General features: G+C 73.1%; 14 protein-coding genes. 11 read left to right on the plus strand and 3 right to left on the minus strand.

What is annotated here, in order from left to right; genetic code table 11:
- On the plus strand, positions 1 to 966 hold a 966-nt coding region (locus tag CRM73_RS13910), incomplete at its 5' end, for a P-loop NTPase (protein ID WP_229588143.1).
- A 50-nt stretch (positions 967 to 1,016) separates the two neighbouring features.
- Complete coding sequence (locus CRM73_RS13915) at positions 1,017 to 2,570, plus strand: sensor histidine kinase (protein WP_229588145.1); 1,554 nt, start codon at positions 1,017 to 1,019, stop codon at positions 2,568 to 2,570.
- Positions 2,571 to 2,643: 73 nt separating this feature from the next.
- Here the strand turns inward: CRM73_RS13915 and CRM73_RS13920 are convergent, their stop codons facing one another.
- Positions 2,644 to 2,892 (minus strand): WhiB family transcriptional regulator, encoded by a 249-nt coding sequence (locus tag CRM73_RS13920; RefSeq protein ID WP_017833636.1) that lies wholly within the window; start codon positions 2,890 to 2,892, stop codon positions 2,644 to 2,646.
- Positions 2,893 to 3,204: 312 nt separating this feature from the next.
- Between CRM73_RS13920 and CRM73_RS13925 the strand changes: the two genes are divergently transcribed.
- The 6 genes from CRM73_RS13925 to CRM73_RS13950 all read left to right on the plus strand — a co-directional run bounded on the left by CRM73_RS13925 (position 3,205) and on the right by CRM73_RS13950 (position 9,861).
- A complete protein-coding gene (locus CRM73_RS13925; RefSeq protein ID WP_017833637.1) occupies positions 3,205 to 3,603 on the plus strand; it encodes a hypothetical protein in 399 nt (132 codons plus the stop codon).
- 157 nt (positions 3,604 to 3,760) lie between these two features.
- A complete protein-coding gene (locus CRM73_RS13930; RefSeq protein WP_229588147.1) occupies positions 3,761 to 4,939 on the plus strand; it encodes a glycosyltransferase family 4 protein in 1,179 nt (392 codons plus the stop codon).
- Between the two features lie 104 nt (positions 4,940 to 5,043).
- Positions 5,044 to 6,231 (plus strand): UDP-galactopyranose mutase, encoded by a 1,188-nt coding sequence (gene glf / locus CRM73_RS13935; protein ID WP_017833639.1) that lies wholly within the window; start codon positions 5,044 to 5,046, stop codon positions 6,229 to 6,231.
- The gene (locus tag CRM73_RS13940; protein ID WP_095650618.1) at positions 6,228 to 8,231 is read left to right on the plus strand and encodes a glycosyltransferase; all 2,004 of its coding nucleotides are present in this window, start codon (positions 6,228 to 6,230) and stop codon (positions 8,229 to 8,231) included. Before glf ends, CRM73_RS13940 begins: the two co-directional genes overlap by 4 nt.
- On the plus strand, positions 8,231 to 9,091 hold the full coding sequence (locus tag CRM73_RS13945) for an ABC transporter permease (RefSeq protein WP_017833641.1): 861 nt from the start codon (positions 8,231 to 8,233) through the stop codon (positions 9,089 to 9,091). Before CRM73_RS13940 ends, CRM73_RS13945 begins: the two co-directional genes overlap by 1 nt.
- Before the next feature lie 2 nt (positions 9,092 to 9,093).
- Positions 9,094 to 9,861, plus strand: coding sequence for an ABC transporter ATP-binding protein (locus tag CRM73_RS13950; protein WP_051063783.1), 768 nt, complete (start codon positions 9,094 to 9,096; stop codon positions 9,859 to 9,861).
- Between the two features lie 103 nt (positions 9,862 to 9,964).
- Here CRM73_RS13950 and CRM73_RS13955 read toward each other — a convergent pair whose 3' ends face one another.
- Positions 9,965 to 12,037 carry a DUF6541 family protein gene (locus CRM73_RS13955; protein WP_109268062.1) on the minus strand — a complete coding sequence of 691 codons (2,073 nt, stop codon included), beginning with the start codon at positions 12,035 to 12,037 and terminating at the stop codon, positions 9,965 to 9,967.
- A 143-nt stretch (positions 12,038 to 12,180) separates the two neighbouring features.
- On the opposite strand from CRM73_RS13955, the gene CRM73_RS13960 reads away from it, so the two are divergent.
- Positions 12,181 to 12,846, plus strand: coding sequence for a glycosyltransferase family 2 protein (locus CRM73_RS13960; protein WP_229588149.1), 666 nt, complete (start codon positions 12,181 to 12,183; stop codon positions 12,844 to 12,846).
- A gap of 40 nt (positions 12,847 to 12,886) precedes the next feature.
- Positions 12,887 to 13,303, plus strand: coding sequence for a DUF2304 domain-containing protein (locus CRM73_RS13965; protein WP_109243504.1), 417 nt, complete (start codon positions 12,887 to 12,889; stop codon positions 13,301 to 13,303).
- A gap of 16 nt (positions 13,304 to 13,319) precedes the next feature.
- Here CRM73_RS13965 and CRM73_RS13970 read toward each other — a convergent pair whose 3' ends face one another.
- Positions 13,320 to 14,267 carry a glycerophosphodiester phosphodiesterase gene (locus CRM73_RS13970; RefSeq protein WP_229588151.1) on the minus strand — a complete coding sequence of 316 codons (948 nt, stop codon included), beginning with the start codon at positions 14,265 to 14,267 and terminating at the stop codon, positions 13,320 to 13,322.
- Positions 14,268 to 14,606: 339 nt separating this feature from the next.
- Here CRM73_RS13970 and CRM73_RS13975 point away from each other — a divergent pair, with 339 nt between their 5' ends.
- The gene (locus CRM73_RS13975) at positions 14,607 to 15,869 is read left to right on the plus strand and encodes an ATPase, T2SS/T4P/T4SS family (protein WP_229588153.1); all 1,263 of its coding nucleotides are present in this window, start codon (positions 14,607 to 14,609) and stop codon (positions 15,867 to 15,869) included.
- Positions 15,870 to 15,962 lie beyond the last annotated feature (93 nt).

Here is a 15,962-nt window from a genome sequence, read left to right on the forward strand (position 1 = left end):
GCGCCCGCCCCCGCGGCCGGCGGGCACCCGCAGGAGGGGGAGGACGGCGACGGCGCCGAGTCCCCGGCACCCCGCGGCGCCGGGCGGATCGTGGCGGTGTGGGGGCCCACCGGGGCACCGGGCCGGACCACGGTGGCCGTCAACCTCGCCGCGGAGCTCGCGCTCCTGGGGCAGGACACCGCACTCGTCGACGCGGACACCTACGGACCCTCGGTGGCCGCGGCCCTCGGGATGCTGGACGAGGCGGCGGGTCTCGCCCAGGCGTGCCGGCTCGCCGACCAGGGGCGGCTTGACGGGGCGAACCTGCGGCGGACGGCCGCCGACGTGGCCGTCGCCGGGCGCACCGTCCGGGTGCTCACGGGGCTGACCCGTCAGGACCGCTGGCCGGAGCTGCGCTCGAGCGCCGTGGCGGCGGTGCTGGAGCGCTCGGTGCAGGAGTTCGGCACCACGGTGGTGGACTGCGGCTTCGCGCTGGAGGCCGACGAGGAGCTCACCGTCGACACCATGGCTCCCCGCCGGCACGCGGCGGCCCTCACGGTCCTGGAGCGCGCCGACGTGGTGGTGGCCGTGGGCGCCGCGGACACCATCGGCGTGCCGAGGCTGCTGAAGGCGCTGCCGGACGTCGCCGCGGCCGCGCCCGGGGCCCGGCTCGTCGTCGCCGTCAACAAGCTGCGCCGCTCGGCGGCGGGACGCTCACCCGAGCTGGGGGTCCGGGAGGCGTGGGCGCGGTTCGGCTCCGGCCCGTCGGTCGAGCTGTTCGTGCCGTGGGACCCGGAGACCTGCGACGAGGCGCTGCTGGCCGGGGCCGTCCTCGCGGAGACCGCGGCGGGATCCTCCGTGCGGGCCGCGCTCCGGGAGCTGGCCGGCCGGGTGCTCGCCGAGCCCGGGGAGGCGGGGGCGGACGAGGACCCGCTCGTGCGCGGTACTAGGCTGGGCGGCAGGATCGGGGCCTGGCTGCGGCGCTGATCGCGGGGGCGCCGTCCGGCCCCTCCCCACCTGCGACCACCGGAGGCGACGTGGCGTTCACGGAACCGCTCAGGGACACCAAGGACTTCGGGCCCGGGGACTACGAGTGGCTCCACCTGCTCGTGGGGGACTGGCAGCTCATCTCCGACCTCGCCTTCGGCGACCTGATCCTCAGCTTCCCGGCCGACTACATCCCGGCCGCGGGCAGCGGCAACGGGCGAGGCATGCCGGCCCCCGGCAGCTCGTTCCGGGTGCTCGCCCACGTGCGGCCGGCGACGGGTCCCACGGTCTTCCACAAGGACATGGTGGGCGAGCTGCTGCCCGACGAGCTGAGCGGGCCCCTGCGGGCCGCCTGGGTCGGCCGGCGGATCGAGCGGGTGCGCCCGTCGGGGGAGGGGGCCGGTGCCTCCGGCCCGGTCAAGGTGGTCCCGCTCGTGCGCAAGGGGCGGACGCTCGCCCTGCTGACCCTGCACGCCGGACGGGCACCGGGTCAGGTGGTCTCCCGGCAGGAGATCGTCTACCGCGAGACCGCCGACGCGCTGCTGCGGATGGCCAACGAGGGCCTGTGGCCGGACTTCTCCGCCCCGACGGGCTCGCGCCGCGGCGCCCCGCGCGTCGGGGACGGCGCTATCCGGCTCGACGCCGAGGACCGCGTGACCTACGTCTCGCCCAACGCGGAGTCGGCGCTGCGCCGGCTGGGGATCGACGGGGAGCTGCTCGGGGAGCGGCTCATGGACCTCGTGCCTCCCGTGCTGGTGCCGGGGGCGGACTCGGACGAGACCCTCGCCCCCGTGCTCAGCGGCCGGACGGCGTGGCGCAGCGAGGTGGAGGGCGCGCGCGTGAGCGTGAACTTCCGCTCCGTCCCGCTGCGGGACCGGTCCGGACGGCTCGGCGCGGTGCTGCTCTGCCGGGACGTCACCGAGCTGCGCCGCCGGGACCTGGAGCTCGTCTCGAAGGACGCGACCGTGCGGGAGATCCACCACCGCGTCAAGAACAACCTGCAGACGGTCTCCGCGCTGCTGCGCCTGCAGGCCCGGCGGATGACCACGGACGAGGCGCGGCACGGGCTGGAGCAGGCCATGCGCCGGGTCGCGACCATCGCGATGGTGCACGAGACGCTCTCCCAGGGGTTCACGCAGAACGTGGACTTCGACGAGCTCATCGCCCGGCAGTTCCGGCTCGCGGCGGAGGTGGCCGCGCCCGAGCAGACGGTGCACACGCGGATCATCGGGGAGTTCGGGGAGCTGCCGACCCGCCTGGCCACCCCACTGGCGCTCGTGATCAACGAGCTCGTCACGAACGCGGTCGAGCACGGCCTCGCCGGGCGGACCGGCACGGTCACCCTGGAGGCGTCCAGGGTGCGGGACGAGGACGGCGCCGGTCAGCTGCTCGAGGTGGTGGTGAGCGACGACGGCGCCGGGATGGGCGACGTGGTCATCGAGGAGTCCGGGGTCGGCGCCTTCCGCAGGGCGGGCGGCGGCGAGGGGCTCGGGATGCAGATCGTGCGCACCCTCGTGGCGGGCGAGCTCGGGGGCTGGATCCGCTGGGAACCGCGGCAGGGCGGGGGCACCGAGGTGACGGTGTGCGCCCGCCTCGACGACTGATCCGGCGAGGGCCCGGGAAGCGGCGAGGACCGGGACCCCGCAGGGTTCCCGGTCCTCGGTGCGAGCGGAGCGCTCAGGAGGCGCGGCGGGCGCGGGCGGCGCGGCGCTTGAGGGCGCGGCGCTCGTCCTCGCTCATCCCGCCCCAGACGCCCGCGTCCTGGCCGGACTCGAGGGCCCACTGCAGACAGGTGTCCATCACCGGGCAGCTGCGGCACACGGCCTTCGCCTCCTCGATCTGCAGGAGAGCAGGTCCGGTGTTGCCCACGGGGAAGAACAGCTCGGGATCCTTCTCCAGGCATGCTGCGCGACTACGCCAATCCATGGTCAGCGATCGCTCCTTTCAAGGGTGGGTCCCGTCGGGTCAGGGCAGAAGGATCCTGCGGCGGCCGCGTCCGGGACAAGAGAAAAGGCCCATTCGCACGGGCCTTGTGAAGAACTGACGTCCACCTTCCCACGCCGGAGGGGTGCGGACAAGGGCTTTGGGTGGCGCGTCACAGCCGGGTCGGTGAGGCGTTGCTCACAGGACGCCCGGGGCGGGCCGCCGCACGATCCGCACGGCGGGCCGCGCCGGCGGCGGGCGGACTAGGGTGGCGGGGAGCGCCGGGGCCCGCCGCCCGGCCGGAAGGAGAACCCCATGCCCACCCCCTCCCGGGACGCCCGGCCCCGCGCGGTCGCGGTCCTGACCGGCGTGGTGCTGCTCGAGGCCCTGGTCCTCGCCGGGGCCGCCCTGCGGCTGGTCTGGTCCCTCCTGTTCGAGGAGCCCCTGACCGTGGGCGGAACGGTCTTCCTCGCGGCGGTCTTCGCCGGGGGCGCCCTGTGGCTGCTGCGCGTGGGCCGGGGCCTCTGGCGCGGCTTCCGGTGGCCCCGCGCGGCCGCGCTCGTGGTCCAGCTCTTCCTCCTGGTGCTCGCCTACCCCCTGCTCCGGTCGGGGCAGTGGGGGCCCGGGCTCGCGACGGCGGTGCCGGCCGTCCTCGTCCTCGTCCTGCTCTTCCGGCCGGGCGTGCTGGCGTGGACCAGCCGCACCGTCCGGTGAGCGGGTCCGCCCGGCCGGTCCCCGCGGCCCCGGGGCGCGCCCGCCCGGGACGGCCGGGCAGGACCAGTACAGTTGGAGCGCCCGTGCCCGCCGTCGTCGTGCCCGGCCCCCGTCCGTTCCGTCCCCTCCCGTCGAGCAGCTCCGAACAGGTGGTCCCGTGACTCCCCGCCGCATCGTCATCGTCAGCCGCATCTTCGCCCCCGAGCCGGCCGCCGCGTCCTTCCGGCTGCGGGCCCTGGCCCGTGGCCTGACCGAGGCGGGGGCGGAGGTCACGGTCCTCACCACGCGCCCGCCCGCCGGGTCCGTCATCGAGCCGGAGCCCTACGACGTGCGCCGGTGGCCCGTCCTGCGCGACCGGTTCGACTACGTGCGCGGGATCGTCCAGTACCTCAGCTTCGACGTCCCCGTCCTCTTCCGGCTGCTGGCCACCCCGGCCGACCTCGTGGTCAGCGAACCGCCCCCCACCACGGGGATGGCCGTGCTCGTCTCCTCGCTCCTGCGGGGCCGTCCCTACGTCTGGTACGCCCCCGACATCTGGACCACCGCCGCCGAGAAGATGGAGGTCTCCGCGCCGGTGAAGCGGGCCATGCGCGTCATGGAGACCCTCGCGGCCCGGCGGGCCGCGGGCGTGCTCACCGTGTCCGAGGCCATGGGCCGCGAGCTGCAGTCCGTCACCGGCGTGGCCTGGGAGAAGGTGCTCGTGGCGGAGAACGGCATCGACACCGACGTCTTCCGCCCCGACGGACCGGTGGCCGAGCCCGGCGCCCCCTACTTCGTCTACGCCGGGTCGATGTCCGAGTGGCAGGGCGCCGACGTCTTCGTCCGCGCCATGCCCCGCGTCCTCGAGGCCCACCCCGACGCCCGCCTGCGCTTCCTCGGCAGGGGCTCCGACATCGACCGCGTCCAGGAGATCGCCGAGCGGCTCGCCCCGGGGAGCGTGCTCTTCGAGGGGCTGCGTCCCGCCGCCGAGACCGCGGAGTGGACCCGGGGGGCCGTCGCCGCCCTGGGCGCGGTGCTCCCGGGCATCGGCTACGACTTCACCAAGCCCACCAAGATCTACGCCGCCGCCGCGTGCGGGACGCCGGTCGTCTACGCGGGGGCGGGGGTCGCGGCCGAGCTCGTGCAGGACAACGGCCTGGGCGCGGCCGTCGACCACGACGCCGACGCGGTGGCCGAGGCCATGATCGCCGCCCTCGACCGCCGGCTCGACCCGGCGCTGGCCGAGGACAACGACCGGGAGCGCCGCCGCCGGGCCGCATGGGCGGCCGAGAACGCCTCCCTGGCGGCCTCCGGTCGCCTCGCCGCCGAGTGGCTGCTCCAGGGCTTCCCCGACTGATCAGGTACTTTGGTACGCAGCGCACGCCCGGCGCGCCCGTGCCGCCCCCTCACCGGCCGGACGCCGGCCGGGCCCACCAGGACACCAACCCCAGGAGTTAGCCCGTGAACGCAGATCTCGTCGTCGTAGGGTCCGGCCTGTTCGGCCTGACCGTGGCCGAGAGGGCCGCCAACGAGCTGGGCCTCGACGTGGCCATCATCGACCGGCGGCACCACATCGGTGGCAACGCCTACACGGAGAACGAGCCCCAGACCGGGATCGAGGTGCACCGCTACGGCGCCCACCTGTTCCACACCTCCAACGAGCGGGTCTGGGACTACGTGAACCGGTTCACCGACTTCACGGACTACGTGCACCGGGTCTACACCCGGCACCACGATGAGGTCTTCCCCATGCCGATCAACCTCGGCACGATCAACCAGTTCTTCCGCGCGGCGTACTCGCCGGCCGAGGCCCGGGCGCTGATCCAGGAGCAGGCCGGGGAGCTCGCGGGGACGGACCCGCAGAACCTCAACGACAAGGGCATCCAGCTCATCGGCCGGCCGCTCTACGAGGCGTTCATCAAGCACTACACGGGCAAGCAGTGGCAGACGGACCCCAAGGACCTGCCCGCCTCGATCATCAACCGGCTCCCCGTGCGCTACACCTACGACAACCGGTACTTCAACGACAAGTACGAGGGCCTGCCGGTGGACGGCTACACCGCGTGGCTCGAGCGCATGGCGGACCACCCCAAGATCGACGTCCGGCTGGACACCGACTTCTTCGACGAGGGCCACGACTACTCCCGCTCCGCCGTCTCCGGGCAGGTCCCGGTCGTCTACACGGGCCCCGTGGACCGGTACTTCGACTACGCCGAGGGCGACCTCTCGTGGCGGACCATCGACCTGGAGCAGGAGGTCCTGCCGATCGAGGACTTCCAGGGCGCCCCGGTGATCAACTACCCGGACCCCGACGTCCCCTTCACCCGGATCCTGGAGTTCCGCCACTTCTACCCGCAGCGGGACTACACCACGGACGCCACGGTGATCATGCGCGAGTTCTCCCGCTTCGCGGAGAAGGGCGACGAGCCGTACTACCCGGTCAACACCTCGGTGGACCGCGAGAAGCTGCTCAAGTACCGCGACCTCGCCCGCGGCGAGGACAAGGTCCTGTTCGGCGGCCGCCTCGGCACCTACAAGTACCTGGACATGCACATGGCCATCGGGGCCGCGCTGTCCATGGTCGACAACAAGCTCAAGCCCCACTTCACCGGCGGGGCCACCATCGAGAGCGGGGGAGTGGACGCGTGACCGCGACGACCCAGGACACCGAACGGACCGGCACCGAGGGCACCTCCTACCGGGTGCTGCAGGAGCTCGTCTTCCCGGCCAAGGACCGTTTCCCGACCCAGCCCCTCTACCTGGACTCCCGGGCGGACACGGGCACCGCCGCCCAGCAGGAGGACACGAAGGAGCAGCGGCCCCAGATCGTGGTCAACGTGGCCTCCGACGCCGGGGCCGCCAGCGGCGTGGCGATCCTCGGCCGCACCTCCGTGCGCGTGCCGGCCCGCAGCACCGTGTCCTTCGCCACGTACTTCAACGCGTTCCCGGCCAGCTACTGGCGGCACAACACCCACCTGCGCGAGGTCGTGCTGCGCGTGCGCACCACGGGCCGCGGCTCGGTGAACGTGCACAGCTCCAACGCGCGCGGCGAGTCCGTGCCCGTGTCGGTGCACGAGGTCTCCGGCGCCGAGCGGCTGACCGAGGTCGTGCTGCCGCTGAAGGCCTTCGCCGACGGCGGGTGGTACTGGTTCGACGCCACCGCGGCGGACCAGGAGCTCGAGGTCCTGGGCGCCCAGTGGCTGGGCGACGGCACAGGCACCACGGAGGGGTCCGTGACCCTCCAGATCACGACCATGAACAAGCCCTCCTACTGCCTCACCAACGCCCGCCTCCTGGACGAGCAGCGGGAGCACCTGCCGCAGGTCGCGCAGGTCGTGATAGTGGACCAGGGCAACCAGAAGGTCGTCGACGAGCCGGGCTTCAGCGAGGTCCAGGAGCGCTTCGGCGACCGGCTGCGCGTCATCGACCAGGGCAACCTGGGCGGGGCCGGCGGCTTCGCCCGCGGCATGTACGAGGCCGTGCGCGCCGACAGCACCTACGTGCTGCTCATGGACGACGACGTCGAGATCGAGCCCGAGGCCGTGCGCCGGATCAGCGTGTTCGCCGACTTCTGCAAGCGGCCCACGCTGGTCGGCGGGCACATGATCGACCTGCTCAACCCGACGAAGATCCACAACTTCGGCGAGGCCATGGACCCGTACAGCTTCCAGTACGGCCCCGCGGGCGAGGGCGTGGAGATCGGCCACGACTTCCGCCGCAGCAACCTGCGCAGCACCGCGTGGATGCACCGCCGCATCGAGGTGGACTACAACGCGTGGTGGATGTGCCTGATCCCCACGCAGGTGGTTCGCGAGATCGGCCTGGCGCTGCCCGTGTTCATCAAGTGGGACGACGTCGAGTACGGCATCCGGGCCAAGGCGGCCGGCTACCGCACCGTGTCCCTGCCCGGCGTGGCCGTGTGGCACCTGGCCTGGGCGGACAAGGACGACACCATCAGCTGGCAGGCGTACTTCCACAAGCGCAACCAGCTCGTGGCCGCCCTGCTGCACTCCCCGTTCGACCGCGGCGGCGAGGTGCTCGGGCGCAACGGGATCAAGGACCTGCGGCACCTGCTGTCCATGCAGTACTTCGCGGAGGAGGCCCGGGTCCTGGCCCTGCGGGACGTCCTGGCCGGGCCCGAGGCCCTGCACGAGCTGCTGCCCCAGCGGATCCGCGACGTGCGCCGGATGATGACCCAGCACTCCGACGCCGTCTACGAGGCGGACCTGGACGCCTACCCCACGGTCGCGTCGGCCAAGCCCCTGCGGACCCGGCGGCTCTCCGCCCCGCACGGGCTGAAGGTGCTCACCTCGGCGACCACCGCCGTGGTGCGCCACCTCGCCGTGCGCCCGCAGGAGCAGGCCGAGCAGCACCCGCAGGTGCACCTGCCCTACCAGGACGCCCGGTGGTGGCGGCTGGCCCGCTACGACAGCGCCCTGGTCTCCGCCTCGGACGGCACCGGCTACACCTGGTACAAGCGCTCGCCCCGGGAGGCCCGCGCCCTGATGGCGGAGTCCCTGCGGCTGCACGCCCAGCTGGCCCTGCGCTGGCCGGAGCTGTCCCGCCGCTACCGGGCCGCGCTGCCGGAGGTCACCTCCATGGCGGCCTGGGAGGCGACCTTCCGCGAGCACTCGGAGATCGGCGCCTGATGCCGGCTGCCACGGTCGTCCGGAGGCCGTCCCCCGGGACGGGGCTGCCGGCGGTGTTCCGCCAGCGCTACCTGCTGAAGCTGCTGGTCGACAAGGAGCTGCAGATCCGCTACCGGGGCACGGTCCTCGGGCTGCTGTGGTCCTACGTCAAGCCGGGGATCCAGTTCGTCGTCTTCTACGTGGCCCTGGGCATCTTCCTGGGCCTGGAGCGGGGGATGGAGAACTACGCCGTGTACCTGTTCTCCGGGATCATCCTGATCAACTTCTTCTCGGAGTCCTTCGGCAACGCAGCGCGCTCGATCGTGGCCAACGCGAGCCTGATCAAGAAGATCTACCTGCCCCGGCAGATGTTCCCCGTGGCGTCCGTGTGGGTCGCCGGCGTGCACCTCATGCCGCAGCTGGTGGTCATGCTCCTGGCCGCCCTCATCGTGGGCTGGTCGCCCACGTGGATCTCCCTGCTGGCCGTGCCCGCGGCGCTGCTGATCGTGGGTCTGCTGGGGGCCGGTCTGGGCATGCTCTTCGGCGCGGCGAACGTGTTCTTCCGCGACGCCGAGAACTTCGTGGACCTGATCGTCATGGTCAGCACGTGGTCCGCCCCGGTGCTCTACTCGTGGACGATGGTCCGGGACGTCCTGGGCCCGGTGTGGTTCGCCGGGTTCATGCTCAACCCCCTGACCGTGGCCGTGGAGCTCTCGCACGCGGCGTTCTGGCTGCCGACCACCACCCCCGGCGCCCACGAGGTGCCGCCCCACCTGTTCTCCCTCTGGACGCCGGTGGCGCTGCTGGTGGTCACGGTCGTCATGTTCCTGGGCGACCTGCTGTTCCGTCGCCTCGAGGGCCGATTCGCGCAGGAGCTGTGACGATGAGCACCGACCGCACCACCCCGCCGGCCGAGCCCGCCGTGGTGGCCGAGCACCTGGCCAAGGAGTTCTCGCTCCGCCACGCCCGTTCCCTCAAGGAGACGGTGATGTGGCTCGCCCGGGGGCGGCGCCAGGACATCTCCAACCGCTTCCGCGCCCTCGAGGACCTCAGCCTCAGCATCCGGCCGGGGGAGAGCGTGGCGCTCGTGGGGCTCAACGGCTCCGGGAAGTCCACGTTCCTCAAGCTGGTCTCCGGCGTGATGAGCCCCGACGGGGGCTCGCTCACGGTCAACGGGCGCGTGGCCGGGCTGATCGAGGTCGGCGCCGGCTTCCACCCCGACCTCACCGGCCGCGACAACGTGTACCTCAACGGCGCGATCCTCGGCATGTCCAAGGAGGACATCGACCGGAAGTTCGACCAGATCGTGGCGTTCTCCGAGATCGAGCAGTTCATCGACACCGAGGTGAAGTTCTACTCGTCCGGCATGTACCTGCGCCTGGCCTTCGCCGTGGCGGTGTTCACCGACCCGGACATCTTCATCATCGACGAGATCCTCTCGGTGGGCGACGAGCCCTTCCAGCGCAAGAGCCTGGGCCGGGTCAAGGAGCTCTCCGAGGAGGGCAAGACGCTGCTGGTCGTCAGCCACGACTTCGACGTGGTCCGCAAGGTCTGCGACCGCGGGGTGTGGATCGAGCACGGCCGGGTCCGCAGCGACGGGCCCATCGACGAGGTGATCGAGCAGTTCCGCGCCGCGGAGAACGCCGGCTGACTGCCCTCCCTGCCCGCGATCCGCGGACGACGACGGGCCGCCCGGCTCCGCGAGGAACCGGGCGGCCCGTCGTCCGTCGCAGGACGGGAGTCCCGCAGCGGGCTCAGGCGCCGTCGCAGCCGACGATCTCGTAGAGCGCGGCCTGCCCGTTGCGCTCGACCAGCGCAAGACCGGGCGCGAGCTGCGGGTCGACGGCGTTGATGTCCGCGTACTCACCGGCCTGGCGGGCACCGGGAATGATGAACTGCGTGCCGAAGTCCAGGACCCACTGCACGTCCAGCTCTTCGGCGGCGGCGCAGGCCCGGCTGTCCGGGGTGGCGTCGGCGATCCCCGTGGCCAGGGCGTTCAATTCCGGGTCCAGCGTGCGCAGTTCGACCCCGGGTGACTCGACGTGGTACTGGGTGACGGGCCGCTCGGCGACCGCGAACGCCAGGGAGCCACCGTTCCACGGGTTGACCGCGATGACGTCCCCCGGCTCCGTGAGCTCGTCGAGGTCCTGGAGCAACGCGTACTCATCCTGGTTGAGGATGCTTTCCGGCCCCTCCCATGCGTAGTACTGCTTGCCCCATCGGGTCGCCTGGGTCAGGGACTCGACCTGGGAGTAGGGCACCGCGAGACCCAGCACCACGACCGCTGCGACGGGATAGGCGGCTCGGCCTGCCCGGGGGCGGCCGGTGAACGAGGCCAGTGCCGTCATGCCGATGGCCAGGCTGCCCACCACATGGGCAGCACCGAGGGCGATCAGCGGTACGGCCGTCAGCGGGAGTGTGGCCGCGAGGCGGTACGAGTCGGTGTACCACCCGCCCACGAGCCACTGCCGGACCGGGCTCTCCTCGCCCGCGGCGGCCACAGCATAGAGGTACGAGAGCACCAGATGGGCGATGACCAGCCAGCGCAGTCTCCGCCGGGCGATGGCAGCGTAGATTCCCGCCCCGGTGAGCAGCACGAGGACCCAGGGCACGTCCTCCCGGCCGTTGGAGCCGAAGAGCAGAGCCTCGCCGGCCGCCCGCGCCAGGGTGGTGGACGGCTCCCACACGAACGACGTGGTCAGGACGTTCCACAGGAGCAGCCACGTGGTGACCACGACGACCGCGACCGCCACGAGCCCGAGGGCGGGACCACGGCGCCGGGCGCCCGCGGCCGCCCGCAGCCCGAGCCACCACGCCGTGGCCGCCAGGGGGACCGCGACCACGAGCAGGGCGAGGAACGCGTTGGGCTGGGAGACGAACAGCGCGCCGAGGGTGACCACCAGGCTGGCGGCCAGCCGGACCCGGCCGGCCGCGTCCGGGGTGCGCGCCGTCCGGTCCGCGCTCACCCCGGGGCCGAGCAGCCGCACGAGCAGGCCGAGGGACACGGGGGCGAGCGCCAGGGCGAGGATGTTGGGGAAGAGCGGCCCCCAGGCCATCAGGCCCAGCGGGAAGACGCTGAACCCGGCGGCGGCCGTGCCGGCGACCACGGCCGCGACGGGGGACGGGCCGACGAGGCATCGGACCAGGAAGATGCACGAGGCGGGCCAGACGAGCCCGCCCACCGCGAGCAGCGTCAGGTTGTGGGCCACGAGCACGCTGTCCCCGGCCAGGGGCACCGCGAGGGACGCCAGCTGGTGCCACGCCGCGGGGTACAGCGCGATGGTGCTCTCCGGGCTGACCATCCGGTTCAGGGTCAGGGTCGAGCCGTTGCCGGTCTCGACGACGTAGCGGATGGCGTTGAGGTGGAAGATGTTGTCCCAGCGCTGGGCCATCGCCTCCGGGTGCCCGATCACGGACGCCATCCGGCGCACCAGCAGCACCGCCCCGATCGCGAGCCCGGCGGCCGCGCCCGCCGGGAAGAGCCGGCGGCCCGCGCCGCCGGAGCGCTCCGCCGGGCCGGCCGGGTCCGCCCCGGCGTCGTGCGGGCCGGGCGCGTGGCCGCCCCGGGGGAGGAGCCGGCCGACCAACCACGCCAGCGCCGCCAGCACCACCGCGGCGGCCACCTGGGTGAGCGCGCCGTAGGGGATGCCCGCCAGGTCCAGGACCACGCCCGTGAGCCCGACGACGGCGACGCTGAAGACCGGTGCCGTCAGCAGGATCCGGCCCCCGCGCTGCCCGAAGGCCCACAGCAGCGCCAGCCCCGGCAGCCACAGGAACGCCAGCAGGACCAGGAACGCCGGCAGATGGGGTCCCCAGTCCGTCAGCACGTCGGTCCTGCGGGGCTCTGCCTGGCAGCGGGCACGGTCTTGTCCTCACGGTGGGGGGAAGGGTCGGGTCGATCATAGCGGCCGGCCCGGGTCCGGCCGCCGACCTGACGGGCGGGTCCGGCGCGCTGTGCGAGAATGTCCGGGTGAGTCGTTCGTGGATCGTCATGCCCGTGTACAACGAGGCGGCCGTCGTGGGAGAGGTGCTGAAGGAGCTCCGGAAGACCTTCCCGCACGTCGTCTGCGTCGACGACGGATCCTCCGACGACTCGGCCCGGATCTGCGCCGAGGCCGGCGCCGTCGTCGTCCAGCACCCCATCAACCTCGGGCAGGGCGCGGCGCTGCAGACCGGTTTCGAGTACGCCCTGCAGGACCCCGGGATGGACTGCGTGGTCACCTTCGACTCCGACGGCCAGCACCGCGTGACCGACGCGTGGGACATGGTCGAGCGGATCCGCTCGGGCGAGGCCGAGGTCGTGCTCGGCTCCCGCTTCCTCGACGGGCGCACCCGGATCTCCCCGCTCAAGCGGGTCGTGCTGCGCACCGCCGCGTTCTTCTCGAAGCTGTCCACCGGCATGGACCTCTCCGACGCCCACAACGGGCTGCGCGCCATCGACCGGGGCACCCTGTCCCGGATCCGGCTGACCCAGAACCGGATGGCGCACGCCTCGGAGATCGTCAACCAGCTGGCCGACATCCGGCCCCGCTGGGTCGAGCACCCGGTCGAGATCATCTACACGGACTACTCGAAGTCCAAGGGGCAGTCGCTGCTCAACGGCGTGAACATCCTCGCCGAGCTGTTCGTCAAGTAGTCCGCACCCCGTCCGCACCATCGAAGGGAAGAGCCGTCCGATGATCTACGCCGTCCAGATCCTGCTGGTCCTGGCCGTGGGCTACGGCGCGCTCGCCCTGATCCGCGGCGGGGCCAACGCGAAGCACCAGGCGATCCGCCGCGTGGTGGGCCTGGCCTTCTTCGTCTTCGCGGCGCTGTCCATCTTCTTCCCCGACCTGCTGACGGGCGTGGCCCACTTCTTCGGGATCGGACGCGGCACCGACCTCGTCCTGTACGGCTTCGTGGTGATCTTCATGATCACCCAGGCCACCTCCGCGCTGCGCAACCGCCAGCAGGAGGTCAACGTGACCCGGCTGGCCCGGCACATCGCGGTCGCCGAGGCGGAGCGGCCCTGGGCCCCGGCCCCGGAGCACGCCCAGCGCGCCTCGGTGCGGGACTTCGCCGAGACCTCTCCGGCGCAGCGCCCCGCGGCCTGACCGGTCCCGGCGCGGATCAGGCCTCCCGGAGCACCCGGGACAGCAGGTCCGGCCGGTCCGTCATGACGCCGTCCACCCCCCACCCCAGCAGGCGGCGCATGTCGTCCTCCCGGTCGATGGTCCAGACGTCCACCCGCAGACCCGCCTGCTGGGCGCTGCGCACGAGTGCGGGCATGAGCACGCGCAGGCCCAGGAGCGAGTCCGGCGGCTGCAGGCCCTGGAACGGGAGCGTGTGGTGCTGGTGCCGGCCCAGCAGGCACAGCAGCCGGAAGGCCGCGAACTCCGTGGGGGAGGCCGCCGTGGGGACCGCCCCGCCCGAGACCTGGCGGAACCGCCGGATCGAGGCGGTGCGGTTCGTCGCGACGAGCGTGCGCTCCTGGGCACCCGCCGCCCGGACGGCCCGCCAGACGATCTCCTCGGCGCCGGGACGGTTGCCCTTGAGCTCGATCGCCACGGGGTGCTCGGGGAACGCCTCGTAGACCTCCGCGAGCGTGGGGACGTGCACCCCGCGCCCCCGCCACGGGAAGGTCCCGCCGTCGAGGGTGAACGCGTGCCCGGCGTCCAGGCGCTGGAGCTCCGCGGTGGACATCAGCGCGACGGCGCCGGTCCCGTCCGTGGTGCGGTCCACCGTGAGGTCGTGCATCAGCACGGCCGTGCCGTCGGCGGAGGCCTGCACGTCGAGCTCCAGCACCACGTCCCCGAGGGCGGCGGCGGCCCGGAACGCCTCGAGGGTATTCTCCGGGGCGACCTCGGCGCCGCCCCGGTGCGCGAAGACGGGCGGCCAGTCCCGGGGCACAGCTGCCCTCGGGACCGGCGACGGGTCCACCAGGTGCCGGCCGAGGGCCGCTCCGGCCGCGCTCGTGAGCAGGTTCCCGGCGAAGGGGACGCCCGCGCGGAGCAGCGCCCGGAGACGAGCGGCGACGTCGGGGCGTGTTCCGCCCTGCTCGGTGGTCACGTGGGTCACGGCGGTCCTTGCGATCGGGGGCAGTGCGTGCGGCACGGGTGGTGCCGTGACGCGGACGCCCGGGGGGAGCGTGTTCGCCCGCCACCCTACGGCCCGGCGGCCCGGCCTGCACGCCCTTTCGGGACGTGGCCCCCGCCGACCTGTTTCCATGCGCCCGCATCCTGTGACACTTCATGTGTTTCCGGACGGGAACAACGTCGCAGGTCAGCGACGGCTGTCCACAGGAGCCCGGACGGGGGTTGTGGGGACGACGCCGGATCGGCCTATGTTCCTGTGCATGCGCTCCGGGGGGAGCGCCGCCGACGCGGATCCCGCGCCGGGGAACGCGCAGGGGGACGGATGACGGCACTGCTCTCCGAGGACGCGCTCGGGCTGGTCGAGGCCGAGGTGCGCGAGCTCATCCGGCGCCGCGGCCTGGACCCGGTGCTCGAGCTGGAGCGGACCCGGGAGCTGGTGGACGCCGCGGTGCGCGACTACGACCAGCGCTCGGCGCGCGGGGTGCTGCCGGCCCTCGCGGACCTGGACGCCGCCCGGCGGGTGCTGCTGGACCTGGTCGCCGGGTTCGGCCCGTTGCAGCCGCTGCTCGACGACCCGCGGATCGAGGAGATCTGGATCAACGGCCCCGCGGAGGTCTACGCCGCCCGCGGCGGGGAGTCCGAGCTGACGAGCCTCGTGCTGACCGAGGCCCAGATCCGCAACCTGGTGGAGCGGATGCTCAAGTCCTCGGGCCGTCGCCTGGACCTGTCCTCCCCGTTCGTGGACGCGGCGCTGCCGGACGGGTCCCGGCTGCACGTGGTGATCCCGGACGTGACGCGCCGGCACTGGGCCGTGAACATCCGCAAGTTCGTGGCCCGGGCCCGGCGCCTGGACGACCTCGTGGAGCTGGGCGCGCTGCCGCCGCGCGCCGCGCGCTTCCTCGACGCGGCCGTGGCCAGCGGGCTCAACATCCTCGTCTCCGGCGCCACGCAGGCGGGCAAGACCACGCTGCTGAACTGTCTGTGCGCCTCGATCGGCCCCCGGGAGCGGGTGGTGACGGTCGAGGAGATCTTCGAGCTGCAGGTCCCGCTGCGCGACGTCGTGGGGATGCAGTGCCGTCAGCCCAATCTCGAGGGCACGGGCGAGATCCCCCTGCGCCGGCTCGTCAAGGAGGCGCTGCGGATGCGCCCGGACCGGCTCGTGGTCGGGGAGGTCCGGGAGGCGGAGAGCCTGGACATGCTCATCGCGCTCAACAGCGGACTCCCGGGGATGTGCAGCCTGCACGCCAACTCCGCCCGGGACGCCGTGACCAAGATCTGCACCCTGCCGCTGCTGGCGGGGGAGAACATCAGCTCCGGGTTCGTGGTGCCCACGGTGGCCTCGTGCTTCGACCTCGTGGTGCACTGCCACCGGGACCGGCACGGCCGCCGCCGGGTGAGCGAGATCCTCGCGATCGGCAACCGGGTCGAGAACGGCGTGATCGAGACGTACCCGGTCTTCGCCGAGACGGACGGCGCCCTGCTGGCAGTGGCCGCCGAGGCGCCGGCGGCGTGGAAGTTCGAGCGGGCCGGGCACCGGGTGAGCGAGCTGCTGGCGGACGACGGCCCGGCCGGAGCAGCGCGGTGAGCGCGGCGCTGGGCGTGCTGCTGGGCGCGGGCGTGTTCCTGCTCTGGTGGTCCTGCTGGGCCGAGGAGGCGCCGCGCGCGGCCGGCCCGCGCC

This window comes from Kocuria sp. CCUG 69068 (genome assembly GCF_020833785.1).
GTDB lineage: Bacteria > Actinomycetota > Actinomycetes > Actinomycetales > Micrococcaceae > Kocuria > Kocuria rosea.